Origin of the sequence: Ruminococcus sp. RTP21358st1_G6_RTP21358_211008, from assembly GCF_040908885.1 — a bacterium.
In the GTDB taxonomy this organism is placed as follows: domain Bacteria; phylum Bacillota; class Clostridia; order Lachnospirales; family Lachnospiraceae; genus Blautia_A; species Blautia_A faecis.
Window position 1 is genome coordinate 1 of sequence record NZ_JBDGDM010000043.1, and the last position, 25,003, is coordinate 25,003.

The window sequence follows — 25,003 nt, forward strand, 5'->3', positions numbered from 1 at the left end:
GGGATCTTAGCTCAGCTGGGAGAGCATCTGCCTTACAAGCAGAGGGTCATAGGTTCGAGCCCTATAGGTCCCATATGCCGCAGTGGCGGAACTGGCAGACGCCCGGGACTTAAAATCCCGTGGGTAGTGATACCCGTACCGGTTCGATTCCGGTCTGCGGCATGACCTGAAACCCTTGATTTTCAAGGGTTTTTTTGATGTCTGGATATATTTACACCCTTCTGGATCACCTCTTATTTACCCCAAAAATGGATTTTGACATCAGATTTGACAGCAGATACAAAATATTTAAGCAGTTTCAAAATAATATTCTGGTATAATATTCACTTTTTTTATAGCTGGAAACTGGAATTTCCATGCTTGATAGTTTCAAAGGTTGCGCTTTCAAAAATAAAAGTAAAATAATAGCTTGCTTTACGTAGTCAGCTGCAATATTATTAAAATATTACTGTAGATGAAAATAATCTGACAGGAGGTAGCAACTTGATTAGACAGGAAGTATTAATGCTATTTGTACAAGGGACTAAAAAAATATTAAAAAATAATCTATCCAAACTTATTGTCTATGGTTCTTATGCCCGTGGAGATTATAAGGAAAATTCGGATATTGATGTTATGATATTAACACCTCTTTCAAAAGAAGAAATAGAGCAGGTCGAAAACAGTATTTTTGATCTGGCGTTTGATCTAGAACTGGAGTCAGGGATTGTAATAAATCCAGTTCTGGAGAATGAAGCACATTACAGATACTGGCTGGGAGCATTGCCGTTTTATGATGATGTAGAGAAGGAGGGAATTGTAATTGGATGAGAGACAAAAAGATTTAAGCAATTATCGAATTACACAAGCTGATGATAGTCTGAAAGTAGCTGACTATTGTTTAAAAGAAACCAACGAGTCTATTTATATCACCCAAAATGATGAGGGAGATATGGTAATTAAGAGTATTGATACATATGAAAAGCGTGAACAGTTACTTCGGTTACGTGCCAGAGTACTTCAGGCTGAGTGGGAAAGAATAGATGGTGCCAAAACTATGAGTGCAACTGAAGCACGAAAAAATTTGAGAGAGAGACTCGGAGAGCTGTAGAGTTGACTGTCTGGATAGATACATGTGAAGTCACTGGCAACGTTCCGCGAGGTGTTTTTTGTGGACAAAGTAAGCAATAACATTTTCTCTTCATTTACTGGCACAAGTAATAGTGCAAACCGGTTTTTGATGGATTATTATTAGTATAGAGAATACATGGTCAATTGAAGGAGAATTTTTTACAATATGTGTTCTTTACAAGAATCGAAAACAAAAACAGGTTTTGCGGAGGATGTGTATGAAGCAGGATAAAAAAGAGAAGCGGAACAATATATTATATTCGGTATTAGGTTTAGTCCTTGGCATTGCCATGTGTGGTATAGGAATATATGGTATGATTTTAAACAGAATTGAAAGCCAGGAGTACAAAAACACTACAGACAAACGAGAGGTTATTGCAGTTGTAGAATCCTGCCGTGAGATTGATAACAGTGATGATAAAGACAAAAATAAAAAGAATTCAAGATCAGTAAAATATCGGACTAAATTAGCATTTGAGGTTGATGGAAAATCCTATGAAGGAGAAGAAACCTATAATCAGAAAGTATACGTTGGTGATAAAGTTAAGGTCGAGGTTTATCGGACTTCAAAAGGAATTTATAAACTCCGCCCATATAACAATTTGGTAAATTTTGTGTTTTATTGTGTGGCAATTCCATTAGGCTTTATCATAGCAATAGCCTCGGTTTACAGTATAAGGCTGATTGTTAAAAAAGAATAAGATCATAGGATTCAGAAATGCTCCCTACTGGGCAGGAATGTGAAAGAACAAAAACCTGTCATTCAGAAGGGAGCATTTTATAATTGTGAATAAGTAGGATCAATCAAAATCTCTGGTAATATTTGTAAGCCATTTTCTTCTGAAATAGTGAATAAATACTACAGGCATTTTTTCAAGTTCATCCAAAGACATTACAAAGTATACCCAGATAGGCGGTAGTTTAAAAACATATGCGGCAAGAAATGTGAGAGGAACTGCTACAAGCCACATAAATATGGAATCAACGATCATTCCAAATCTGGAATCACCACCACCTCTGAAGCAGCCGCATATAAGACAGGTATTAATACCTTCTCCAACAAGACGCCAGGTCGTCATAATGATAAAAACGCCAAGATAATAAATGGCCGTTTCTGTCAGCTTATCCCGATAAAAATCCAGTATCAGGGGGCGAATCGCCAGAATAACGGCACATCCGATCAGGCTTACAATAATGGTTATTCTGAGCATCCGTTTCCCATATTCTCTGGCTGTATCAATGTGATTTTTCCCCAGCTCCTGACTGATAATAATGGTAGTAGCATTGGCAAAACCCCGACAGGCGATAGCACCAATGTTTACCACCATAACAGCGACGGCATTTGCAGCAACCATATCATTACCAATATGCCCAAGAATTGCTGCGAATGCGGAACTGGCAAAGCTCCAGACGAGGTCATTTATTACGGCTGGAGTTGCAATTTTCATAAAATCCTGGAACAGGATCCCCGATTTCGCAAAGAAGTATTTTATTCGGAATCTCACATTTGATTTGTTCAAGGAGTAGATGAGACAAATCAATACCTCTGCGATTCTGGCAATCACAGTACCAAGAGCAACACCGGTAACGCCAAGCTTTGGAAGTCCAAATAAGCCAAAGATGAAGGTGGCATTACAAAGTACATTGACACAAAGGGAGACAATGTATGTAACAGAAGGTAGCATTATCTTTCCGATACTTCGAAGGGCACTCATAAAAACCTGAGAGAATCCCATAAACATAAGTGAAAATGAAAGTACCCTCAAATACTCACTTCCAGCAGCAATTGTATCAGGATTGTCTGTAAAAATCTTCATAACCGTAGTTGGCATGGAAAAGGAGATAAGGAAAAATATCAGAGAGATAATTAAGGTGCATCGCTCTGCTAAGCCGAGAATCTTTTCTACAGTCTTTTTATCACCTTTTCCCCAGTACTGGGCACATAAAACGGAAGTACCGGTGGCCATACCATAATATAGACAAAAAAGAATGAAAGTATATTGGTTAGCAAGCGATGAAGCCGACATGGCAGTCTGGCTTACATATCCAAGCATTACAGTATCAGCAATATTCACCAATGTTGAAATCAAATTTTGAATCATAATTGGAAATGCCAATGTCGATGCATATTTTAAGAAATCTTTTTTATTTAGCATGTTACAGTTTTCCTTAGTTCTTACAATTTATAATATGATGATACCAGGGTCAAAAGGTCAGAAAGCCGATGCAAGCTTGCTTGCAAGAGGCTTTTTGACCTCTTGACCCGCCAAAAACATGAGTAAGTAGCCATTTTTCAAAGAAAAATGAGCGGATTACGAATGTTTTGGAGGATTGCGGGAGCAGCGTAGCTGCGTAGCAATCCGGGTATCAAATGAGTGTCAAAAGACCTTTTGACACTCATATCATTTTATTACAATCAATGAAACAGAGAAAGTGACAAATTATAGTTTAACATATCCGATTAGAATATGCTATATAAAATGTTAAAATAGGACATTGTGAAATTACTTTTTTTAAGCTAAAATGTGAGTGTGCAAAACTTTGGGTTGGGAGTGTGAGGATATGACAAAGGATCTGACTACTGGGAAAATCATGCCCATTCTTGTTAATTTTACAGTTCCTCTTGTTTTGGGAAATTTGTTTCAGCTGACCTATAATGCAGTTGACAGCATCATTGTAGGGCATTTTGTAGGAAAGGAGGCCCTGGCTGCTGTGGGAATCTGTAATCCGGTCAGCACGTTGATGATATTATTTCTGAACGGATTGTGTATGGGAGCCAGTATCCTGATGGGGATTCAGTATGGAGCAAAAGATTATGAGACCTTGCACAGACAGATCAGTACAACTCTGTTGTCTGGTGCGGTTTTTTCGTTTTTTCTCACATTGGTTTGTGTAATATTTGCTGTACCCATTCTGCTGTTATTGCAGGTGGATCCATCCATTATGGATATGACAGTGCAATATTTGCGGATTATTTTTCTGGGATTAATGTTTACATTTTTATATAACTTTTTTTCAAGCACCCTAAGGGCATTGGGAGACAGTGCATCCCCCTTGTACTTTCTGATCATCAGTGCAATTCTGAACATTTTCGGAGACCTGTTTTTCGTTATCGTATTAAAGGCTGGAAGTAATGGATGTGCAATTTCCACAGTACTCAGTGAGGCGCTCTGCTGTCTGTTTTGTATTATCTATATACAGAAAAAAGTACCGATTCTTCGGCTTGGGAAGAAGTGGCTGGTATTTGATGCCGGGCTTTTGAAGAAAACCATTGCTTACGGGTGGGCATCAGCCATGCAGCAGGCAACTGTACAGATGGGAAAAATCGCAATACAGGCACTGGTTAATACAATGGGAGTATCGGTAGCAGCAGCCTTTGCAGTGGTTAATCGCATTGATGATTTTGCCATCACACCGGAACAGAATATTGCCCATGCGATGACTGCATTAATGGCTCAGAATAAAGGAGCTGGAAAAAATGACCGTATGAGGGAAGGCTTCCGATGTGGAATGATACTGGAGCTTGTTTATGGAGCAGCAGTTATGCTGATCTGTCTGGGATTTGCCAGACCATTGATGTCATTATTTGTAAAAGATGAGGAAGTTATCGGACATGGAGTGGTTTATCTTCACCTGATTGCAGTAATGTATATTCTTCCCGCTGTTACAAATGCGCTTCAGGGATTTTTCCGTGGAATCGGAGATCTGAAGGTGACCTTAATGAGCAGCTTTACCAATATGACAGTCCGTGTCATTGCAGCGGCACCGATGGTTTTGTTATGGAATTTTGGTATTGAGGCACTGCCATATTCCTATCTGGCAGGATGGATTGCCATGCTGCTTGTAGAGACACCTTTGATGCTTCGTATTTACCGAAAAAAGTAAAAGAAAGGACATCCTGAAAACTAGGATGTCCTTTTTATGAAAAGAAGCGCATATTATTTGCGGAAGAGACGTTTGACAAAAGCCAGAAGATCAAAATGCCGAGACTTCGTATAGTCATTTATAAAATTGTCACAATACATATAACGTTCTGATATGATCCATTCTGGAACGGGAAGTGCATCCAGGGAACTTGTATATTCTGCGAATTTCATATTCACGCCTCCTTTAATTTGTTTTTTAAGTTACTTATATTCTAGCACAAAATTAAGGAAAAACTATGGGGGCGGATTCTAAAAATCAAGGAGGAATTATGTGTTGCCAGCACAAAATATATGATATAATAAGGTGGAAAATTTGAAAACTTTACAGCATGGGGTTGGGAAACGAAAAGGGAGGTTTTATGAGTTTTACAATACAGGATATGATGCTGACAGCAGAAACAAGATATGAAATGAAGTTTCTGGCCGGAAAAAATGGATGGTCCAATTCAATCAGCTGGGTACATCTTCTGGAGGATACAACGATCATACAGAATTTCTGGGGAAAGGAGCTTGCAGTGACAACCGGGCTTGGCTTTCCGGAAAAAGAAGACTGGATGCATCTGGCACAGCAGCTGAACCGGTATCATGCATCAGGGCTTGTTATCAATGTGGGACAGTACATTTATGAGGTGCCGGAAGAATTGAAAGCATACTGTGATGAAAATGACCTTCCGCTACTGACTGTGCCCTGGGAAGTGCATTTATCAGATATGATAAAAGACTTCAGTATTCATGTATTTTTGCAGGATACTACAGATGAGCAGATCGCATCCGCCCTGATTGCAGCTATTGAGACTCCGGATAATCAGGATGCATATAGAAAAGATTTATTACAGTATTTTGATGTAGATGGAAGCTTTCAGGTGCTGCTGATGACTTGTGAGGGGCTGGACTCCATGGACACAGTGGAGCGAAAAAAGCTGTCTTATCGAATACAGGTATATCTGGAGGATATCACTCACAATGGAAGCTTTTTTTATTACAACTCTGATTTTGTGCTGGTAGCGAATGCGCTTTCGGAAGAGTATTTATGCCGCCTTGTAGAGGGGGCCATAAAAAGAGGAAAAAGACGTATGCCCGGACTGCAATTGTGCGTGGGAATCGGGAGCAGATGTATGGATATTTCCCAGCTTTCGGTAAGCTATCAGAGAGCGAAGGCGGCAGCACACATAGCGATGACACAAAAGAAGCAGGTGGTAAAGTTTGATGACTGCGGGTTGTTCCGTCTGCTTTATATGGTGAAAGATAAAGAAATACTGAAGGAAATGGAAACAGAATGTCTGGCAGCATTGGAAGAATACGACAGAAGATATCATGCCGGTTATGTGGAAACTCTTCAGTCATATCTGAAGCATAATGGAAGTATTCAGGCTGTGGCAGCAGAATTGTATACGCATCGCAATACGGTGCTGTACCGTATCGGAAATATCAGGAAAATTCTGGGAAATGAGTTGAAAACGCCGGAAGAGAGACTGCCCTATCAGATTGCATTTTATATCAGAAATATGCATGGGCAGATATAAGTATTGCGCAGTAATGTTTTTCTTGTGCATAGTGTAGCGCAGTCGTATAATAGAAGCAATTTTTTTACATAAGTAAGATTGTAAAAAAGCAATCAAGGCAGGAAGGAATGGACATATTGCAAAACCAATCAATGTTGATGTAATTCTGGAAAATCTGGATCGGATTTTGGGAAGATAAAGCGGATAAAATGAAGGGGAAATACGTGTGAAAAGCACATAAAATAATGCAGGTCTTGTTCAGATCTGCATTATTTTATGCAACAGGGCGGAGTGTAAATTACTTTGTGTAAACCTCTCAGATTGATGACCACTCGCAATCTCATTTTTTATGCGTTCCACATAGGTTGTTGCGTTTAATTGTGCTGTTATGTGTCTCTCGTTCTTTTCGTGGGTGTCTGTTTTGTATACAATGAAACCAACAAGGCATATGCCCAGTAAAAAAATGATAAGAGGCAAAAGTGTTTTTTTCTTCACCAGGTTTACCTCGTTTTATCCGTTAGAATTTCTATAATAAGGCATTATATCACAGAAGTTTAAAATTAAAATAAATTTTCTGAAAAAAAATGACAATATATTTTTTTACTACGCTCTGGCGAAATATAAAATAAGTCAAGTCGGAAGTTGATAAAGAATGAAATTTGGCTTATAATTTATACTAAAATAATGTCAGGAGGAGCAAGCAATGGATATTAATATGCAAAAAAGAAATGAAGTACTGGCTCAAAATGTGATCAAAGGCCTGGAATCCCGCAATATGTCAGGTTACTACGCCGCAGACAGAGAAGCTGCTGTAAAGCAGGCGTTGGAACTGATCCCGGAGGGCAGCAGTATTGCCATGGGTGGCTGCACAAGTGCTCATGAGATCGGACTGATCAAGGCGTTGGAGGATGGAAATTATAATTATATTAATCGCGCGAAATTGGCACCAAGAGAAAGCCTGATGGCAGCGTATGATGCGGATGTATTTCTTTCCAGCGCAAATGCCATTACCAGTGATGGTGTTATGGTAAACATTGATGGAAATTCCAATCGGGTTTCCTGTATTGCCCAGGGACCGAAGAAGGTGGTTTTCATTGTGGGAATGAATAAGGTCTGTTCAGATCTTGACGCAGCTATGAAGCGGGCAAGAAATGTGGCAGCTCCGGCGAATGCACAGAGGTTTGAGGTGAAGACACCTTGCAAAACCGCAGGAAAATGCTTTGACTGTAAATCTCCAGATACGATTTGCTGTCAGTTTCTGATTACAAGATATTCCAGGCATAAAGATAGAATACATGTTATTCTTGTAAACGATATCCTTGGGCTTTAAACGGTGCGCTTTATTATAATAGGGCATAGCTTAGAGTGTGCTTGAAAAATCATTTCCGCAGTCTGCACACCCCACTTTGCAGAATGTCCTTTTCAAACACGCTCCAAAAGAGCGAGTCAATGAACGGCCAGGAAAGGCGTAAATACACGCCTTTTCGGCCACTTTTGTCGAATTATAGGGAAAGTTGTCGGACGATTTTTGTTGCAAAATCCTGATATAAAACGTAGAATAATGACGGTAAGTGTGAGAAAAATGGATTTTTTATCACTGCTTAAATTGTAACCCTAAAATAGCTTGGAATCACAGAAGAACAGCTTGTGTGATTCGGGAAAACGTTACCAATGAACCGTGATCTATAAGTACATATCAGGAGGAAATCAATAATGAAAATGACAACAAAAATGATTATGCTTCAGAACATTGAGAAAATGGTGATGGAGCAGCAGCGGGTGGATGAAAATGCTTCCTACATCAGACAGGACAATGAGGATCTGAAGTATCTGGAGGAACGATATGACCAGCTGCAATTATCCCACACTGTAAAGCGTGTGATCGATGATTACATCGCCTGCCTGCAGACCCGGGACGAGAGATATTCAGATCTTGCTTATGCAGCTGGGATAAGGGATACTATAAGCTTACTGCAGGGGATGGGAATGCTGAATGGAACTGCTGCAATAAGTGGAAATATGTAAAATTGGAATCGTGAAACACGCTCTGGTAAATAGGAAGCTTTTTTTCAAGCGTTTGTTAGCATTTTATCCAGACATTCTACAATCAGTCTGACATTCTTCAGCGCACCTAAAGTGTCGCCTTTTTGCTCCAGGGAGTGGTTGCAGCCCTCGAAAATCCCGCCGGTTTTATCGGGGAAGTTTCTTGCGGCAGCGCGGATCTTGGACTCCGGCATATAGGGATCGGCGGTTCCGGCGAAGAAGAGCCCGTTGATATCGGAGAGATAACGGAGAGTGGAAGGAATCGGAGTCATGAGAAACTGATGAACCTTTCCTTTCAGCTGCAGGGCTGTTTCAAGCTGGCAGGCGATGGTGGTGCCGATGCTTTTGGAGATAAAAATAATGTCATCATATTCAGAGAAAGGAACGTTTTCCAATTGGGGAAGCGTTCTTTTTATTGCCAGTTTTATGATAGGTTCCAGTTCTGTTGGGGTGCGGCCGTGGAAGGTGTGGATGTCCTGGCCGTAGTCAAGGCGTATGATTTCATAACCACGTTCAGCAGCCATGGAAGCAGTATAATAGAGAAGGGGCTTGGTGCAGGTATAACCGACACCTGGGAAAATGACGGCAAGTTTTTTCATGTGGGTACCTCGCTTGAATCGTAAATTGAGTTATATTGAGGGATAAAATGTAATCTGAAAGTGGTTATTGCGTCCACTTAGTTCTTGTATTTATTAAAGTATGATCCGATCAGCGTCTGTTTGAATTCATATAAGATATGAGCGTCAAAAGACCTGTTGATATAGCATTATTATATACTTCTTTCACAAAAATTGTAAAGAAATGACGGTAAGAAATATGGTGAATTATCTGTGAAGATATGCTAAAATCGTTATTGTTCAATGAAATAAGAAACAGCTTGAAATTATTAGTGATTCAAAAGCGAAATAACGAGGAGTGACATTATGAAATTATTGATTGTACGCCATGGTGACCCGGATTATGATATAGATTCCCTTACGGAAAAAGGCTGGAAAGAGGTGGAGTATCTTTCCCAGAAGCTTTCCAAATTAGATGTAAAAGCTTTCTATGTATCTCCCCTTGGAAGAGCGAAGGATACTGCGGCTCCCACTTTGAAAAAGATGGGGAGAACAGCCACAGAGTGTGAATGGTTGAAGGAGTTTCCCTGCCAGATCTGGCGCCCGGATGTGAAAGATAAGAAGATTATTGCATGGGACTGGCTGCCACAGGACTGGATGGCAGACGAGCGCTTTTTCCAGTATGACCACTGGTTTGAGAATGAGGCTATGCAGGAAGGTCATGTGAAAGAAGAGTATGACCGTGTGATCGGGGAGTTCGACAAGCTTCTGGCGAAGCATGGATATGAGAGGGAAGGCCATTATTATAAAGTAAATGAGGAGAATAATGACACGATTATTTTCTTCTGTCATTTTGGATTGGAGTGTGTACTTCTCAGCCATCTGCTGAATATCTCTCCGATGGTACTTTGGCATGGCTGCGTGGCTGCCCCATCCTCTGTGACAACTTTGACCACAGAAGAACGCCGTCAGGGAATAGCAGCTTTCCGCATGAGCTCTTTCGGTGATATTTCCCACCTTTATGCCAATAACGAACCACCGGCATTCGCTGCAAGATTTTGCGAGGCGTATGGAAATGAGGAACAGAGACACGACTGACATTGTGCATTGAGAAGCGTGTTGTTGTGAAGGGCGTGAACAGTAATCTTCATAGTATTAACGGATGGTAAGAGTTATGTTCTGACTTTCAGAAGATAATGAAACGTTATGATCTGAAAACAGGACACAATGGGAAGAACAGGGATGGAATTGTGATGCCAGTTACGAATTAGTTATTTTCATTTTAGAAATTTTAGAAAAAAATTATAATTTGGACAAATGCTTTTCACAATTATGCGATATGATATATACATCTTAAGAGAAAGAACTCTTAAGAAAAACTCTTTCCTTTCCCTAAAAATGTATAAATAAACCACCGTCTGTTGGCAAGAACGCTGACTGGGCGGTGGTTTTACGTTGTGGGAAAAATTAGTATTATTACTGAATGCGGCGAAGAGTTAGAGCGTGATATCGTTGCTTGACAATGTTATTATAGACAATGGAGGTACTTATGCAGTCAGCAAATCAGTTACAGGACATGCTCCGTTCCATCAACCGGAAGAGCTATCCTGCTTATAAATCCCTGAAAGGGGCATATCAGTTTAAGAAATATGTTTTGTCAATTGATCATGTACAGGGCGATCCATTTGCATCACCGTCCCATGTCAGTGTGAAAATTTCCCACAGAGAAGCTGGATTTCCAGCGGAATATTATAAAGATAAACTGACCAGAATTACTCTGGCAGACTATCTTACCAGACAGTTTGAACAGCAGGTGAACCGCTATACTTTTCGGGCAAAAGGCTCTGGAAAAAGTGGACTTATTTCTGTGACCAGATGCGGTCAGGAGGTGCTGGAGCGAACGGCCTGTGAGATTACAAATCAGGGGATTACAGCCCGGTTTTTTGTAGGATTTCCGGCAAATGGACGTACTATAAATGCGGGAGAGCTGGAGAAAATTTTCTTTGAATTTCTGCCGGCTTGTGTGGAAAAAGCATTTGTATACAGAAATTTAAGTGGAAAAGATCTGGAAAATACTATTTTCCTGGCAGAAGATCAGGCGTATATCAGGGAAGAATTAAAGAAGCGTTCCCTGGTTGCTTTTGTAAATGACGGCGCGATTCTGCCAAGAGAGAGTGGTATTTCATCTAAGCCGATGAAAGGGAGCGTGACATTTTCTTCGCCGGAAAGTCTTCGGGTGACTATGGCGCTTCCCCATAAGGGAAAAATAACCGGAATGGGAATTCCTAAGGGAATCACGTTGATCGTTGGTGGTGGTTATCACGGCAAATCTACCCTTCTGAATGCATTGGAACTGGGCGTGTATAACCACATTCAGGGAGATGGAAGAGAATATGTGATCACGGATTCCACAGCCCAGAAGCTGCGCTCTGAGGATGGTCGATTTGTGAAAGATGTGGATATTTCCCTATTTATAAATGACCTTCCCAATAAAAAAGATACCACCTGTTTTTCCACGGAAGATGCCAGCGGAAGTACTTCCCAGGCAGCAGGAATCGTGGAAGGAATAGAGTTAGGAAGCAAGGTGTTTCTGTTGGATGAAGATACATCTGCTAGTAATTTTATGGTGCGCGATGCCTTTATGCGGCATGTGATCAGCCGGGAAAAAGAGCCGATCACCCCATTTCTGGAACGTGCCCGGGATCTGTATGAAAAGGAGGGGATTTCCACAATTCTGGTTGCCGGAAGCTCCGGGGCTTTTTTCCATATTGCAGATACCGTGATTCAGATGGACAATTATATGCCAGTAGATATCACAGAAAAAGTCCGTGAACTTTGCAGGGATTATCCTTTAAATGAGAATACGGCAGCTGGATTTAAAACCCCACAAAGCCATCGCATCATGTCAAAAAATACGCTCTTGAACGGTTCCAAGAAGGCTTATTACGGTCATTCTAAGGCGCAGGATAAGCCGGAAAGGCTGAAAGTAAAGGTACATGGCAGAGATGGTTTTTCCATTGGAAAACAGGAAGTGGATCTGCGATATGTGGAACAGCTGATCGACAGTGAGCAGACAGGAGCTTTAGGAGCGTTGCTGAAATATGCAGTGGAAAAACTGATTGATGGGAAAAGAACACTGCCGGAAATTGTGGAGCTGCTTTGCAGTAAATTGGAAAAAGAAGGGCTGTCTTTTCTGTCAGAAGGATATACTTCCTGCGGCTATGCAGTGCCAAGACGACAGGAAGTATATGCTTGTTTTAACCGATACAGGAGACCTTGAACCGGATTTGGCCATATCAAAAAAGGCAGTGCAAAGTGTTGGACTGCGCGACAAAAGATTTGTGCAAGAAAACCTATTTGCCAGTAGCTTTTTACCTGGTTATACGCTATAATGAATTTTGGATGAGGAAAACACAGGGATTATTTTCCCTGTGTAAAATGAAAACAGGAGAAAGGTGGATATAGATTATGGAACGTCCAAACGCATGGCTCACATATTCAGATGCTGATATGAAGGATCTGGAAACTGTGGCAAAGAAATATCGTCATTTCTTAAATGTAGGAAAGACAGAACGTGAATGTATCACACAGATTGTGAAAGAGGCTGAGGAAGCAGGCTATGTTTCCTTTGAAGAAAAGGTGAAAAATGGCGAAGATCTGAAAGCAGGAGATAAAGTTTACCAGGTCGGAATGCAGAAAATCATTGCCCTGTATCATATTGGAGAGGATGATCTGGCACAGGGTATGAATATCCTTTGTGCTCATATTGATTCTCCGAGACTGGATATTAAGCAGAATCCGTTATATGAGGATACGGATCTGGCTTATCTTGATACCCATTACTACGGTGGAGTAAAGAAATATCAGTGGGTTGCTCTTCCAATGGCAATGCATGGTGTAATTGTGAAGAAGGATGGCACTGTTGTAAATGTAACCGTCGGCGAGGATGAGGACGATCCGGTTCTTTACATCACAGACCTTTTAATCCATCTTGCAGGACAGCAGATGGCGAAGAAGGCTTCTGAGGCTGTTGAGGGTGAGAAGCTGGATATCCTGATTGGAAGCCAGCCACTGAAGGATCTTCCGGATGACAAGAAGAAAGAGGCTGTTAAGGAGAATGTACTTCGTATTTTGAACGAGAAATACGGTGTGGAAGAGGAAGATTTCCTTTCCGCAGAGCTTGAAATCGTTCCAGCTGGCAAGGCTCGTGACTGTGGTCTTGACCGCAGCATGATCGCTGGTTATGGACAGGATGACAGAGTGTGCGCATATACTTCCCTTCTGGCCCTTCTTGAGATGGAAGCACCGAAGCGTACAAGCTGCTGTCTCCTTGTAGATAAGGAAGAGATCGGAAGCGTGGGAGCAACTGGTATGCAGTCCCATTTCTTTGAGAACAGTGTAGCAGAGGTCCTGGATGCAATGGGACAGTATTCAGATCTCAGACTGAGAAAGGCTCTGAAGAATTCCAGCATGCTTTCCTCAGATGTAAGTGCCGGCTATGATCCTGCATTTGCAGAAGCTTTTGAGAAAAAGAACTCTGCGTATCTTGGAAGAGGTATCGTTCTCAACAAGTTTACAGGTGCCCGTGGAAAATCCGGCTCCAATGATGCCAATGCAGAGTATGTGGCAAGAGTCCGCAGAATTTTTGACGACCATAAGGTTTGCTTCCAGACAGCTGAGCTTGGTAAGGTTGATGTAGGCGGCGGCGGAACCATCGCTTTTATCGCAGCTCTTTATGGTATGGAAGTAATTGACAGCGGTGTTTCTGTTCTCAGTATGCATGCACCGTGGGAGGTTACCAGCAAGGCGGATGTTTACGAGGCGAAGAAGGCTTATAAGGCGTTCCTTCTGGATGCGTAAGTAAGAGCTAAAGAAAATTGGAAACGAGACAAAACACGCTCTGCGAGTTTTGATTCGTTATCGCAGCAGTCGCTAAGGTTTCATGCAAGCATGGACTTTGGCTTGTTGATTGTGTAAATTATAAAAATTATCGGGCAGACTTTATATGTCTGTCCGTAATTTTTATAGAAAAAATGTTAGATCCTTTTGAAATGTGTTTTTGAAAATTCTATTAAATGAGGAGAGTTGGATTATGTTGAAAAAACAGGCACCGGGAGAGACCATCCTGAAGGTGGGAGGAATGCTCCTGCTTTTTCTTGGCGTTCTGCTGGCATTTGGAAGTGGAAACAATCTTTCCCTGGTTATGAAGGGTAGCAGTGACAGCGCAGTTGTAGAATATCTGAATCAGAACGGTATGACTTACAGCCAGCTGGTGGCAAGCAATGTGATGGTTCTGGTGGCAGGAGTGATCTACCTGGCAGCTGGCGTGGTTGGAGTGAAACAGGCTGGTAAGGTGGAGAATGCAGGCCTTTGTGTGGGAATGGGAGGCCTTCTTATTGCAGAGGTTGTGGCAGAAGTAATCGTTACTATGATCTTCGGAGATTTCGATCCGGCTTCCGTGATCCGAATGCTGATGTTCCCGGCTATTTATATGATGGGCGCAGTGCTGAACTGGCAGGCGAAGAAAGCCAGGAGATAGGGAGGCACCGTCATGCTGGAAGAAGTTAGAGAGCTCTGATAGAGTCTTTAAAATAGTACCAATCGTGCAAAAAATACCTAAAAAAAAATATTTTAAAAAAATTTCAAAAAGGTGTTGACAAAACCACAGGTATCGTGTAGAATATCCATTGTTGTGAGGGACAAGTACTTCACAAGTAATAAATGTGTGTTTAGCTCAGCTGGATAGAGCGTTTGGCTACGGACCAAAAGGCCGGGGGTTCGAATCCTCTAACACACGTAATTGAGAAGAGCCGGAAACCTAGAAAAATCAAGGGTTTCTGGCTTTTTTTTATGTTTTTTCGAAAGACTTATTTTGTGGTGACTTGTGGTGACAAGTTATTTTTGAAAAAATCTGAAGAATGAGATGATGGAATCGGGCGCTATATCCAAATGTGATATAGCGCCCTAAAATGTGAATTAATTTGAATGCATTAATAGGATATCCAAGGTATTGTTAAAATTAAGATTTTGAAATAGCTTTTTTTCTTTGGGGCTGCAAAAAACAGATGGATTTGCAATATTGTTTTCCTTACAGAAATCCATTGCTGCCATGCATAGCATTTGCGCAATTCGTTTTTTACGAAATACTGGCTCCACATAAAGGTCGGACAAAATTCCTGTTTCAGAGCAGAGGGAAGAAGAGAAATATCTTGTTATGCTGCACATTCCAACAGCCCGGTAGCCACGCTTGGCAAGGAAAAATGTGGTTTCACCGTTTTGTATTGCGGCAGTAAGCTTGCTGTACATTTCTTCCGTTAAAGCAGGAACTCCGACTTCAGCTCGAAAACCATTTTCCAGTTTTTGAAGCTGCCAGTCTTCAGAATCAGTGAGGATTTCCACTGAGATTGGGGCTCTCTCCTTTGGGGGAAAGAGCATTAGGGGATCACCCCACTGGTCAGAACCATTTTGGACAAAACCAATGCTTTGCCAGAAATGTTTTCGGCGAACGTTGTCGCTATAGTTCAGCTCTGCATAAAATGCCCCATTTTTTTCAGCCCATTTCAGAAGTGCTCTGGCACATTCTTTTCCCATACCATTTCCACGGAATTCAGGGTAAACGCAAAAGTCCATAATAAAACATTTTCCATCTTCGCTTGTGTAAATCACAGGCATTGCAAAACCTACATTTTGTTCATTCTGATAAAAAAGCAGGTAGTAGCAACGATCTTGTGGCCTTTTGTGAATTATCTCCATATGTTGTCGATATTCGCCCCCGAGGAAATGATTTTGCTCTCCGTCTACAGAATCAGGAAAAATATCACGTTTGTAGTAATTGTAAAGTTGCTCCCAGAAAGCAGCGATTTCGATTTCTGTGATTGCTTCACGGACAGTAATTCGATTTTCCATTTTATTTCCTCCAGAATTTATTCGGAGGGTTAGGCTTAGGAAGTGTGAACCCTCCACACACGATTCATTTTCATAAAAAAGTCCCCCTTTCGTAAGCGGATTTTGTATTCATACACTGATTGCAGTGTTGATACCAATTATTTCTTTATAAAAGAAGTATAGGCGATAGCTTGTATTTTGGCAATCAGGAATTTATATTAATGCTTCTATAAAAGAACAATCCTAACAAAAATTGCTTTTCCAACCAACTGGGATGATGATATAATAAAACTGACAAAAGGAACTATTTTGGAATTTTAAATAATATTATAACTATGGTACAGTAATTCCATCAAAGGAGTGACGCTGAATGATTGATATATATACAGAAAAAAAAGAGTCAAAAGATTGGATCATTCAAAATGATTTATATTTTAATTTGAATACCGGAAATGAAGAAATGACCCAAAATGAGAAAGAACTTATTCAGCAAGTGGATGATGCCAAACTAACTTCAGATAAGCACATCGAAACAAAGTATGGATTGGGTACCATTCGTAATTTATCTTCTGGATGTAAGACGTTGCTCAATATTGTAAAACATCCAGATAAAGTGGTCTGTGTAGAAGAATGCGGGCCGAATGTCCTTAAAATCATTTTTGCAATGGACAACATAAAAATTTATATGTCCAGACCATCACTGGCTGATATTCCGGATAGTGCAAAGTTCAGATTCAATGATTCGGATGTAGTAACTGGCAGTAAAGGGTATAATGCTTGGTGGAGCAGGGAGTATGAAAGGAGAGAAACTGATGATTTATAAAAATATTACGTTTAAAGCGGCTCCTTTTTCCTATGATTTAGTATTTGATGACAGAATTACTCTTGTTGGTGGAGATAGTGGAACCGGCAAAACAGTTCTCTATGAAATGCTGGAAGATTTAAGGTTTACTGATGAGTATAAAAGAATTAAATTATTTAATTATAAATCGGATAATCTTTTGGAGACGCTTAAACAGTGCCGTGGTAATTTTATTGTAATTGACAATGCAGATATTTTGCTTAATGATGAAATCCGAAGATTTATCAATTTTGAATTTTCAAATCAATATATGCTGTTTTCAAGAAATTGTGATGGTCTTAATGTATCAGATAAGAGTTTCAAGATTTTGAAGGTTGAGGGAAATCGGATAACGCTGGAAGAGGAACTGTGATATGAAATACTTATGGACTGAGGATACCGGCGCAGGACTTCATTTCTGGAAATTGGTTAATCAACTTTTCTTTGAAAATGCTCTTGTAGTTGAAAGCAAGGAAAGTAATCAGGGCATTCTGAATGCAGTATCAGATTTAAGACCAGAAGAGGAAGATAAGTATTATATTGCATTTGATTATGTAGTTGATAATCAGGATATCCGTAATAAATATCGTTTGTTGAAATCCATAGCAGAAAAATCAAATGGAAGAATAATAATTCTGGATATGATCTGTTTTGAATATTTGATTCTCGCATTTGATTATCTGGTTCAATGGACTGGTTCTGGAAAGACGGATAAAATCAGGATTCGTGAAGCTGTTTTATCGGCAATTGAGAATCATAGAATCAATTTGAGCAAGATTGATGATGAGAAGACGCTGCAGTATCTGGCTAGCTTTAAGAGATATTCTACAGAACGGGTAATGAAATCACTGGTAGGTGAGTTTACGCAAAATGAGAAGTGGTCTGTTAAAGGTGCACTCATGGGGGAATGCTGGTATAAAAATTGCTGTATATCAGAACATCCGAATAATCTTCGTTGCGGTAAACCTGAGACTGAGGATGGTAATGAGAAAATGAGAATGTTGATTTGTTCAGAAGAAATTCAAAAATTATTGAACGAATTAAATTAGGTGAAATGGAAGGGGGAGAAGAGAATGTTTACAGTATTTAATTCAGAAAGTCTATGGATTGGCACAGATCTGAAACGGTTTAATGAGATTCGGGATATTCTGGATAGACAGAATATCAGGTATAAGTACAAAGTAAAAGACCAGCTGGGAGAATGGACAGGCAGCGGAACGCTCAGGGGACGCGTGGGAAGTGCTGGAAATCCAGCGGAGCAGGCCAAGCAGTATGAAATCCTTGTGGATAAGAAAAATCTGGAGCAGGCACTTTTTGTGCTTCAGAAATAATATTATACTTTTTTATAAGACACCAAAACCTTAGAGAATGTTCAAAAGGATTTGGTGTCTTTTTTATGCAGCAAAAATAGAAATAAATTTTACATAATTTTCAGGGTATGCAACGGACGCAAAAATTTTACGTGATATATAGTGAAAAAGGAATGAAGTAACTACAAAAAGAGGAAACTGGAAAATATTGTTTACAGCTTATAGCTGAAAAAATTATGGAAATGAGGTAGGATGAATATGATGAAACGAAAACTGTTATTGATTGGAGTATCAGTAAGTATGCTGATTGGTGCTGTTTCAGTAGCTGCCAGTTCTGGAGTTGAATTGCATGAATTTTTCAATGCAAAGGGAGAACGGGTAATGTATCCATATCCATTGGGTACATTTAAGGAAAATCCAGATTTGAGTATTGAGGGACCGCAGGATCAAGTATCAATAGGGCAGATTATTGAAACTGAAGACGGTAAAGAACGAGTAATTGCCGTAGATGGACAAGGCAGCTATGTGACAGAGGTATTGGATCAGGAAGGAAAATAAAAAATTCTCTTTTTGCGACCAATTGTAATAAAATACGTGATATAAAGTGAAAAAGAAAGGAGGGCACAGGATGGATGATTCACAGATCATTAACTTGTATTTTGCCAGAGATGAAAATGCAATTATAGAGACAAAAAACAAATATCAGAATATGTGTTATAGGATTGCACAGAATATTTTGTATAACAGGGAAGACTCCGAGGAGTGTGTAAATGATACATGGCTTTTTACATGGAATAACATTCCGCCCAGGAGACCATCTGTTTTTTCTTCCTTTGTTTCTAAAATAACAAGAAATACAGCGATAGACCGCTATCGCAAAAGAAATGCGCAGAAACGAGTGGATTCCCATATGGAGGATATTGCAGGAGAGGTGGAAAAGATTGGAAATGCAATTTCTTCTGACATTGAGGACTACCTGAAAAAGAAGGAACTTGTAAAGTTGTTTGACTTCTTTTTAGGGAAGCTTTCCGAACGTGACCGGGATATCTTTATAAGGCGTTATTGGTATATGGATCCTATAAAAAAGATAGCGGACCGACATGCCTGTGGGGAAAGCAAGATCAAGTCAATTTTGGCTCGCAGTAGGAAAAAACTTTATGGTTTGTTAAAGGAGGCTGGCTATGAAGGAGAGTAAAGGGTGGGAATTTTTAACTGCGTTTGAGGAGATCGATGAGAAATACATCTATCAGGCGGCTAAACCATGGAAAGAAAATAAAATCGTAATAGTCCAGCATTACATAAGGGGTGTGGCCGCCTGCATCCTATTAGTGGCAGTCATTGGCGTTGGTCTTATTCATCAGAAAAAGGTGGAAGCAGCCTGGTATAAAATGACCTCCCTTATTGGGCGGATTTTAGGAATTGAGAAGGGCACAGATGAATATGTGAAAGCAATCCAAAAGACAATTGAAAAAAATGGGATTGCGGTTTCTTTGGAGGAGGTTGCTGCGGATGAAAAAAGTCTCTGGGTTGCATATTCTCTGACAGACGAAAATGACGAAAATGATATTTCCATGAACAGTGTCCAGGCAGCCGTTGATGGGGAGGCATTAGCGTTAGAAAGGCAATATGCGCTTAATAACAGCACAGGATCAGAAAAAACAGCTTCTAAATACTTTGTAGCGAAGTTTAATCGAAGTAAAGCTGATCGTTCCCAGAAATTTGAAATTGAAATAGGAACGTTTCAAAATGAAAATGGGCAGGTTGAAGAGAAGGATGCGTATGAATTTTCATTTACAGCAGATCCAGAAGTTTTGGAAGCGGATACAAAGGAGATTGACATTCAAACCTCCATACCAATTGAGAAAAATCAGACGTTTTTGCTTTCAGAAATGAAATATAATATCTTCGGGTGTACTATTTCAGGATCATTTTCTGATATGGCAAAAGATGATGAATTCTGGCTTCGAGGGAAAGACGACTTAGGAAATGAATATGTTTTTGATCTCACTTCCTATGAAAAACCGAATTTGATCTTTGAATTAGAAAATCTTGAAATTCCAAATCATGCAAAACAATTAACTTTGCAGCTTTATCATTTTTCAGGAACTGCAGGAGAAATCGTTTCCTACGAACAGAAGGAATCGGAAGATGCATATATAGAAGAAATCGGAACCGTATATGGCGAAAACCAGGCACCGGAAGATCTGGCGGTTCCGGTAGGTGAGAGTATTACGGTTGATTTACAAAAGTAAATTGGGCACATTTTTGCGGACGAATCACAAGAAACCTCTGTATTGACCGCCTGCGGAAAAAGCGGAAGCATTGAGAAATCAGTGGTTCCGTTTTTTCCGCAGGGGCGATTTTATACCAAAAATCATTTTGTAATTTACATGCCACTTTGCGGTAGATTTCACTTGAATTCGGGTATTGTAGGCTGGTATGAGAAAATTGTAAATACATGGACAGTTTTGGTTTATGTTATAATATCTCAAACTTTGATTCTAAAGTTCACTTCAAGGTACATTCTGTGCCATTTGCATACTCAAGGGGAAGAGGAAGCGTAAAGGGAAAAGAAAAATATAATGCCGTGGCAGAAGTACGCGGCGGTTAAACACGGAGGAAGATATGTGCGGTATCTGTGGATTTACCGGTCACAGGAATGACCAGAAGGCTGTGATCGAGAGAATGATGAAATCCATTGAACATAGAGGGCCAGACAGTGAAGGCTCTTTTTGTGGTGGCGAGATTACCCTTGGGTTTAGAAGGCTCAGTATTATTGACCTGGAGGATGGACAGCAGCCAATGGAAAGTGCAGATGGGAATCTGCAGATTGTTTTTAACGGAGAGATTTATGATTATAAAGAACTGCGGGCCGAATTAGAGGCAGCTGGCATTTCTTTTCGCACCCATTCAGATACGGAAGTGCTGGTGAATACCATTCAGAAGTACGGGGAAAAGGCCTTGGACAAGCTGCGGGGAATGTTCGGATTTGCTGTGTGGAATGAGAAGGAGCAGACTTTGATGCTGGCAAGGGACTTCTTTGGAATCAAGCCGGTGTATTATGCGCAGATCGACGGGCATTTCGTATTTGCATCTGAGATCAAGAGCATTCTGGCGTTTCCAGGGTATAAGAGAGAAGTGAACAGACTGGCGTTGGAGCAGTATCTGTCCTTTCAATATTCAGCACTGGAAGAGACCTTTTTTAAAGGAATTTATAAGCTGATGCCGGGGCATGTGCTTATTTATAGAGATGGAAAATATGAAATAAAATCGTATTTTAAAGCCAGACTTACACTCGGTCAATGGGAAGAAAGTCAAGAGAATTCAAATGTTGGGACTCGCAGGGATGAAAATGTCAATGAGTTAAAAGAAAACAATCCAGACATGCAGCCGCTTCAGGCCAGGCTTGAAACCATCCTGGACGATTCCGTAAAGCACCACATGTTAAGCGATGTGGAGGTTGGCGCATTTCTGTCCGGCGGTGTGGATTCTGGCTATTTGGCAGCAGCTTCCGGAGCAGACCAGGCCTTTACCGTAGGCTTTGACGAAGGCAATCGCTACAATGAGGTGGAAAAAGCTGCCCAGGTTGCGAAAGCAGCAGGCCTTAGGCACCATGTAAAAATCATTTCCAAAGAAGAATTCTGGAATTCCCTTCCAGACGTCATGTACCATATGGATGAACCTTCAGGAGATGCATCCGCAGTTGCCCTTTATTTTCTGGCACAGGAAGCTGCGAAGCATGTGAAAGTAGTGCTTTCCGGCGAGGGCGCGGATGAGCTTTTCGGTGGATATAACATTTACCGGGAGCCGGAAGCTCTGAAAATGGTTGGCTGGATCCCATTTGGAATCAGAAGGGCTGTGGGCCGGCTGGCAGCGAAACTGCCAGATGTGAAAGGCAGGGACTTCCTGATACGCGCAGGAAAGAAAGTAGAAGAACGATTTATCGGAAATGCATATATTTATGGTGAAAAAGAGAAAAATCAGATTTTAAAAGGAGGCGTGACAGGGCAGACAACCCAGGAATTCCTGAAGCCGTTTTATAAAGAAATTGAAAATGACCGTTTCCTTGAAAAGACAGACAGAACTAAGCACACACATAAAGTGTGCCGTATAGAAAAGAAAAGTGGAAGGGATGGATTGGGGAAATCTCACCTTCAGGATATGGAGAAAATGCAGTCCGTAGACCTCAATTACTGGCTTCCCGGCGATATCCTCCAGAAAGCGGACAAGATGAGTATGGCTCATTCCCTGGAAGTGCGGGTGCCGTTTCTGGACAAGGATGTATGGACGCTTGCAGCTGGGCTGCCTAAGGAAGCTAAGATTGCTGATGGTACAACGAAGGATATTTTCCGAAAGGCGGTCTCGAAGTATATCCCTCAGGATACTGACGGAAGGAAGAAGCTGGGATTTCCAATCCCCATCCGTGTGTGGCTGCGCCAGGACGACTGGTATCAGATGGTGAAAGAATTGTTCACATCAAAAGAAGCTGAAGAATTTTTCCATACAGAAAAATTGCTCCAGCTTCTGAGAGAACATAAAGAAGGGAAAAAGGACAACAGCCGCAAGATCTGGACAGTTCTTGCTTTCCTGATCTGGCATCATACATTTTTTTACAAGGAAAGTTCTGAACGTCAGCTGCAAAGTAACTGACTTTCCTATATGGTGATGTCGCCAGAGGTCCCCTGTCCGTTTAGAAATCCTTCCGCTCTGCTTTTCTGGACTTTTTCACAGAATACATTTTCTCATCTGCCAGATTGATATAATCATTCAAGGGCAGATCCGGATCATCGGCAATTACCCATCCGATGCTTGCCTCAATGGGGAAGCCCATACGGCTGTTGGCAGAAAACACTTCCAGAGAATCCAGAAGGGTATGAGCCAGCTCCTGTATTTTCTGTTTATTATAATCAGGAATCACGCATACGAATTCATCTCCTCCATAGCGTATGGAAACGGACTCTGCCGGACAGTGCTGCCGCAGGACGGAAGCAATGCTGCTGATAGCAAGATTTCCCATATCATGCCCAAAGGTGTCATTGATATATTTCAGGTGATCTGCATCCACAAACATGATTCCAACTGGCTGATTTTCCTGCATGCACTGATGGAAAAGAGGCATGGCAAGCTTCTCGTAAGCCATCCGGTTGTAGAGCCCGGTGAGAGAATCATGGATGTAAAGCTGAGAAAGCTGTTTATTCATTTTACGCAGGGTGAGTCTTGCATACAGGGCTTCCATGGAAGTCTGGAGTGCATTTAAGGTTTCGAACAGGAACTGATGCTCCAGAAGATAATCACAATTGGTGATGATCAGAAAGCCAATCTCCCGTTCACGAAAATGCAGAGGACAGAACTGGTAAATATTTTGTCTTCCGGCAGTTTCGGTCTGTGGAAGTGAAAGAATTTCTTTCAGATTAAGGTGAAGATGGTTCGTACCCTCCAGAGGAGGGTAAACCAATGCCATCTCCCCTGGATAGCCTTCTATCAGATAGGTATCCTCCGGAAGCTCAGGCAGTGCATCCATATTTTCGCTCATAAAGATATCCGGGTTCATAAACAGATAAATATTTCCGCAGCCATGCTTTGTCAGCCAGTTCTGCATACGTCCTGCAAGCTCTGTGTATCCTGCACAGTCCAGGAGAACACGGTTCAGATCCATCATCCAGTTTTGCATATCGCTCTGGCGTGCTTCTGTTACGATGCGCTTGATTACATACTCTCCACGGTCAGGTGGATTCTGGGAAACACAGCCGCAGCTTTCCTGAAAAACGTAGGTGAAAGGTGCGTATATATAAGTTTCCTCTGCATTTCCATTCCAGATTTTTTCCAGCATTAAAAGGGCATTTTCCATGATATCGGCTTTGGAGAAACCTACCGTGGTAATTCTGGGCTCATAATAGGAAGCCTTATCTTCGTTGTCAAAACCGGTTACCAGAAAATCCCCGGGGATAGAATATCCGGCTTCCTTGGCGGCCAGACAGACGCCTACAGCTGTATTGTCGTTGACACAGACAAAGGCATCTGGAAGCAGGTTTTTCGCTTTAAATGTGGAAAATGCCTGGATTCCGGTTTCAATTTCATAATTATGATGGATCACGCGCTGCTCATCGAAAGGAATCCCATGGCGAAGAAGGGCATCCCTGTAAGCTTTGAAACGGAGCTGATTTTCCCTGTTAAATTCAGGCCCGCCGATGAAATTTAAGGTACGGCATCCGTGTTCTGTGATCAGGTGCTCAATAATTCGGGTAATGGCTTCGTAGTTGTCAATTCCGGAATGGTACAGTCCTGGAATCTGCTCAAGAAGAGAAATTGCTGGGATGTTGCTGAACTTCGCGCGTTCAATTATCTCTGCAATCAGGTCTGGCTGGGACACGGTGGCAAGATCCAGAAGGATGCCGTCAAATTCTGAAAAATCCGGAAGCCGTGCAATGTTATATTCTCCTGCATTATGCTTCTCATCCATACTGAAATTTCCAAAGCTCTGAAAAATATATAAATCCATATCTGCCTGGTGGGCAGCCATGTAATTTCGATATCCCTGAATCCAGGTATAGGTTACATAACGTCCCCAGCCATCTGTAATAAGTGCTATTTTTTTCATGCAAAAATCTCCCAAATAATAGATTTCACAATGTTGTGAAAAGCTATAAACATTGTGAATATTATATCGAATTTTTTATGGAAATACCACATTTTCTGTGAAAAAATATGTAAAAAATTTAGAGGAAAAATTTGGTAAAGGTGATTTTTAACAAAATAATTTTCGAAAAAGCGAAAATGCAGATGTTGAGAATTATTCTCAATTCCCCTCCTTTTCATAACCGGATAAAAG

At 41.0% G+C, this 25,003-nt stretch carries 24 protein-coding genes, 3 tRNA genes and 1 pseudogene; 22 read left to right on the plus strand and 6 right to left on the minus strand.

Annotated features, from left to right (window positions below):
* The 5 genes from AB5Z12_RS15455 to AB5Z12_RS15475 all read left to right on the plus strand — a co-directional run bounded on the left by AB5Z12_RS15455 (position 1) and on the right by AB5Z12_RS15475 (position 1,811).
* A tRNA-Val gene (locus tag AB5Z12_RS15455) sits at positions 1–73 on the plus strand.
* Positions 74–76: 3 nt separating this feature from the next.
* A tRNA-Leu gene (locus AB5Z12_RS15460) sits at positions 77–162 on the plus strand.
* A 321-nt stretch (positions 163–483) separates the two neighbouring features.
* Positions 484–810, plus strand: coding sequence for a nucleotidyltransferase domain-containing protein (locus AB5Z12_RS15465; RefSeq protein WP_325064572.1), 327 nt, complete (start codon positions 484–486; stop codon positions 808–810).
* Complete coding sequence (locus AB5Z12_RS15470) at positions 803–1,090, plus strand: hypothetical protein (RefSeq protein ID WP_330382821.1); 288 nt, start codon at positions 803–805, stop codon at positions 1,088–1,090. Before AB5Z12_RS15465 ends, AB5Z12_RS15470 begins: the two co-directional genes overlap by 8 nt.
* 238 nt (positions 1,091–1,328) lie before the next feature.
* A complete protein-coding gene (locus AB5Z12_RS15475; protein WP_173771619.1) occupies positions 1,329–1,811 on the plus strand; it encodes a hypothetical protein in 483 nt (160 codons plus the stop codon).
* Between the two features lie 99 nt (positions 1,812–1,910).
* Here AB5Z12_RS15475 and AB5Z12_RS15480 read toward each other — a convergent pair whose 3' ends face one another.
* Positions 1,911–3,266 carry an MATE family efflux transporter gene (locus AB5Z12_RS15480; RefSeq protein WP_173771621.1) on the minus strand — a complete coding sequence of 452 codons (1,356 nt, stop codon included), beginning with the start codon at positions 3,264–3,266 and terminating at the stop codon, positions 1,911–1,913.
* Positions 3,267–3,672: 406 nt separating this feature from the next.
* Here AB5Z12_RS15480 and AB5Z12_RS15485 point away from each other — a divergent pair, with 406 nt between their 5' ends.
* Positions 3,673–4,995 (plus strand): MATE family efflux transporter, encoded by a 1,323-nt coding sequence (locus AB5Z12_RS15485; RefSeq protein ID WP_173769932.1) that lies wholly within the window; start codon positions 3,673–3,675, stop codon positions 4,993–4,995.
* Positions 4,996–5,048: 53 nt separating this feature from the next.
* On the opposite strand, the gene AB5Z12_RS15490 is transcribed toward AB5Z12_RS15485, so the two are convergent.
* Positions 5,049–5,207, minus strand: coding sequence for a hypothetical protein (locus AB5Z12_RS15490; protein ID WP_187566364.1), 159 nt, complete (start codon positions 5,205–5,207; stop codon positions 5,049–5,051).
* 188 nt (positions 5,208–5,395) lie between these two features.
* Between AB5Z12_RS15490 and AB5Z12_RS15495 the strand changes: the two genes are divergently transcribed.
* Together AB5Z12_RS15495 and AB5Z12_RS15500 are read left to right on the plus strand one after the other, a co-directional pair.
* A complete protein-coding gene (locus AB5Z12_RS15495; RefSeq protein ID WP_173719139.1) occupies positions 5,396–6,559 on the plus strand; it encodes a PucR family transcriptional regulator in 1,164 nt (387 codons plus the stop codon).
* A gap of 682 nt (positions 6,560–7,241) precedes the next feature.
* Positions 7,242–7,868 carry a lactate utilization protein gene (locus tag AB5Z12_RS15500; protein WP_148463733.1) on the plus strand — a complete coding sequence of 209 codons (627 nt, stop codon included), beginning with the start codon at positions 7,242–7,244 and terminating at the stop codon, positions 7,866–7,868.
* On the opposite strand, the pseudogene AB5Z12_RS15505 reads toward AB5Z12_RS15500, so the two are convergent.
* A pseudogene (locus tag AB5Z12_RS15505) lies at positions 7,865–7,948 on the minus strand (DUF6783 domain-containing protein); the annotation flags it as partial. The gene AB5Z12_RS15500 and the pseudogene AB5Z12_RS15505 overlap by 4 nt on opposite strands.
* A 303-nt stretch (positions 7,949–8,251) precedes the next feature.
* Here AB5Z12_RS15505 and AB5Z12_RS15510 point away from each other — a divergent pair.
* A complete protein-coding gene (locus AB5Z12_RS15510) occupies positions 8,252–8,563 on the plus strand; it encodes a hypothetical protein (RefSeq protein ID WP_195409140.1) in 312 nt (103 codons plus the stop codon).
* 44 nt (positions 8,564–8,607) lie between these two features.
* Here the strand turns inward: AB5Z12_RS15510 and AB5Z12_RS15515 are convergent, their stop codons facing one another.
* Entirely contained in the window at positions 8,608–9,180 is a 573-nt protein-coding gene (locus AB5Z12_RS15515) for a hypothetical protein (RefSeq protein WP_173734950.1), read from the minus strand.
* Positions 9,181–9,504: 324 nt separating this feature from the next.
* Here AB5Z12_RS15515 and AB5Z12_RS15520 point away from each other — a divergent pair, with 324 nt between their 5' ends.
* The 5 genes from AB5Z12_RS15520 to AB5Z12_RS15540 all read left to right on the plus strand — a co-directional run bounded on the left by AB5Z12_RS15520 (position 9,505) and on the right by AB5Z12_RS15540 (position 14,935).
* Complete coding sequence (locus AB5Z12_RS15520) at positions 9,505–10,236, plus strand: histidine phosphatase family protein (RefSeq protein ID WP_187566363.1); 732 nt, start codon at positions 9,505–9,507, stop codon at positions 10,234–10,236.
* A gap of 451 nt (positions 10,237–10,687) precedes the next feature.
* Entirely contained in the window at positions 10,688–12,418 is a 1,731-nt protein-coding gene (locus tag AB5Z12_RS15525; protein WP_195409139.1) for an ABC-ATPase domain-containing protein, read from the plus strand.
* Positions 12,419–12,606: 188 nt separating this feature from the next.
* Positions 12,607–13,998: an aminopeptidase gene (locus AB5Z12_RS15530; protein ID WP_173734947.1), complete on the plus strand. Its 1,392-nt coding sequence runs from the start codon at positions 12,607–12,609 to the stop codon at positions 13,996–13,998.
* Positions 13,999–14,230: 232 nt separating this feature from the next.
* Positions 14,231–14,677 carry a hypothetical protein gene (locus AB5Z12_RS15535; protein ID WP_368357363.1) on the plus strand — a complete coding sequence of 149 codons (447 nt, stop codon included), beginning with the start codon at positions 14,231–14,233 and terminating at the stop codon, positions 14,675–14,677.
* A 184-nt stretch (positions 14,678–14,861) separates the two neighbouring features.
* Positions 14,862–14,935, plus strand: a tRNA-Arg gene (locus AB5Z12_RS15540).
* A gap of 179 nt (positions 14,936–15,114) precedes the next feature.
* On the opposite strand, the gene AB5Z12_RS15545 is transcribed toward AB5Z12_RS15540, so the two are convergent.
* A complete protein-coding gene (locus tag AB5Z12_RS15545) occupies positions 15,115–16,044 on the minus strand; it encodes a GNAT family N-acetyltransferase (protein WP_173716987.1) in 930 nt (309 codons plus the stop codon).
* Positions 16,045–16,393: 349 nt separating this feature from the next.
* On the opposite strand from AB5Z12_RS15545, the gene AB5Z12_RS15550 reads away from it, so the two are divergent.
* From AB5Z12_RS15550 to asnB, 8 genes are all read left to right on the plus strand, one after another.
* Positions 16,394–16,846, plus strand: coding sequence for a DUF4869 domain-containing protein (locus tag AB5Z12_RS15550; RefSeq protein WP_173716986.1), 453 nt, complete (start codon positions 16,394–16,396; stop codon positions 16,844–16,846).
* Positions 16,836–17,237 carry an ATPase gene (locus AB5Z12_RS15555; protein WP_148461800.1) on the plus strand — a complete coding sequence of 134 codons (402 nt, stop codon included), beginning with the start codon at positions 16,836–16,838 and terminating at the stop codon, positions 17,235–17,237. The genes AB5Z12_RS15550 and AB5Z12_RS15555 overlap by 11 nt, the downstream gene beginning before the upstream one ends.
* Position 17,238: 1 nt before the next feature.
* Positions 17,239–17,913, plus strand: coding sequence for a hypothetical protein (locus tag AB5Z12_RS15560; RefSeq protein WP_173716985.1), 675 nt, complete (start codon positions 17,239–17,241; stop codon positions 17,911–17,913).
* Positions 17,914–17,937: 24 nt separating this feature from the next.
* Positions 17,938–18,195 (plus strand): hypothetical protein, encoded by a 258-nt coding sequence (locus AB5Z12_RS15565; protein WP_173716984.1) that lies wholly within the window; start codon positions 17,938–17,940, stop codon positions 18,193–18,195.
* Positions 18,196–18,432: 237 nt separating this feature from the next.
* Positions 18,433–18,732: a hypothetical protein gene (locus AB5Z12_RS15570; RefSeq protein WP_173716983.1), complete on the plus strand. Its 300-nt coding sequence runs from the start codon at positions 18,433–18,435 to the stop codon at positions 18,730–18,732.
* A 70-nt stretch (positions 18,733–18,802) separates the two neighbouring features.
* Positions 18,803–19,369 (plus strand): RNA polymerase sigma factor, encoded by a 567-nt coding sequence (locus AB5Z12_RS15575; protein ID WP_173734944.1) that lies wholly within the window; start codon positions 18,803–18,805, stop codon positions 19,367–19,369.
* Positions 19,356–20,426, plus strand: a complete 1,071-nt coding sequence (locus tag AB5Z12_RS15580) for a DUF4179 domain-containing protein (protein WP_368357362.1) — start codon at positions 19,356–19,358, stop codon at positions 20,424–20,426. Before AB5Z12_RS15575 ends, AB5Z12_RS15580 begins: the two co-directional genes overlap by 14 nt.
* 373 nt (positions 20,427–20,799) lie before the next feature.
* Positions 20,800–22,824, plus strand: coding sequence for an asparagine synthase (glutamine-hydrolyzing) (gene asnB / locus AB5Z12_RS15585; RefSeq protein ID WP_173716982.1), 2,025 nt, complete (start codon positions 20,800–20,802; stop codon positions 22,822–22,824).
* A gap of 40 nt (positions 22,825–22,864) precedes the next feature.
* Here the strand turns inward: asnB and AB5Z12_RS15590 are convergent, their stop codons facing one another.
* A complete protein-coding gene (locus AB5Z12_RS15590) occupies positions 22,865–24,772 on the minus strand; it encodes a diguanylate cyclase (RefSeq protein WP_173716981.1) in 1,908 nt (635 codons plus the stop codon).
* Positions 24,773–25,003: the final 231 nt, after the last annotated feature.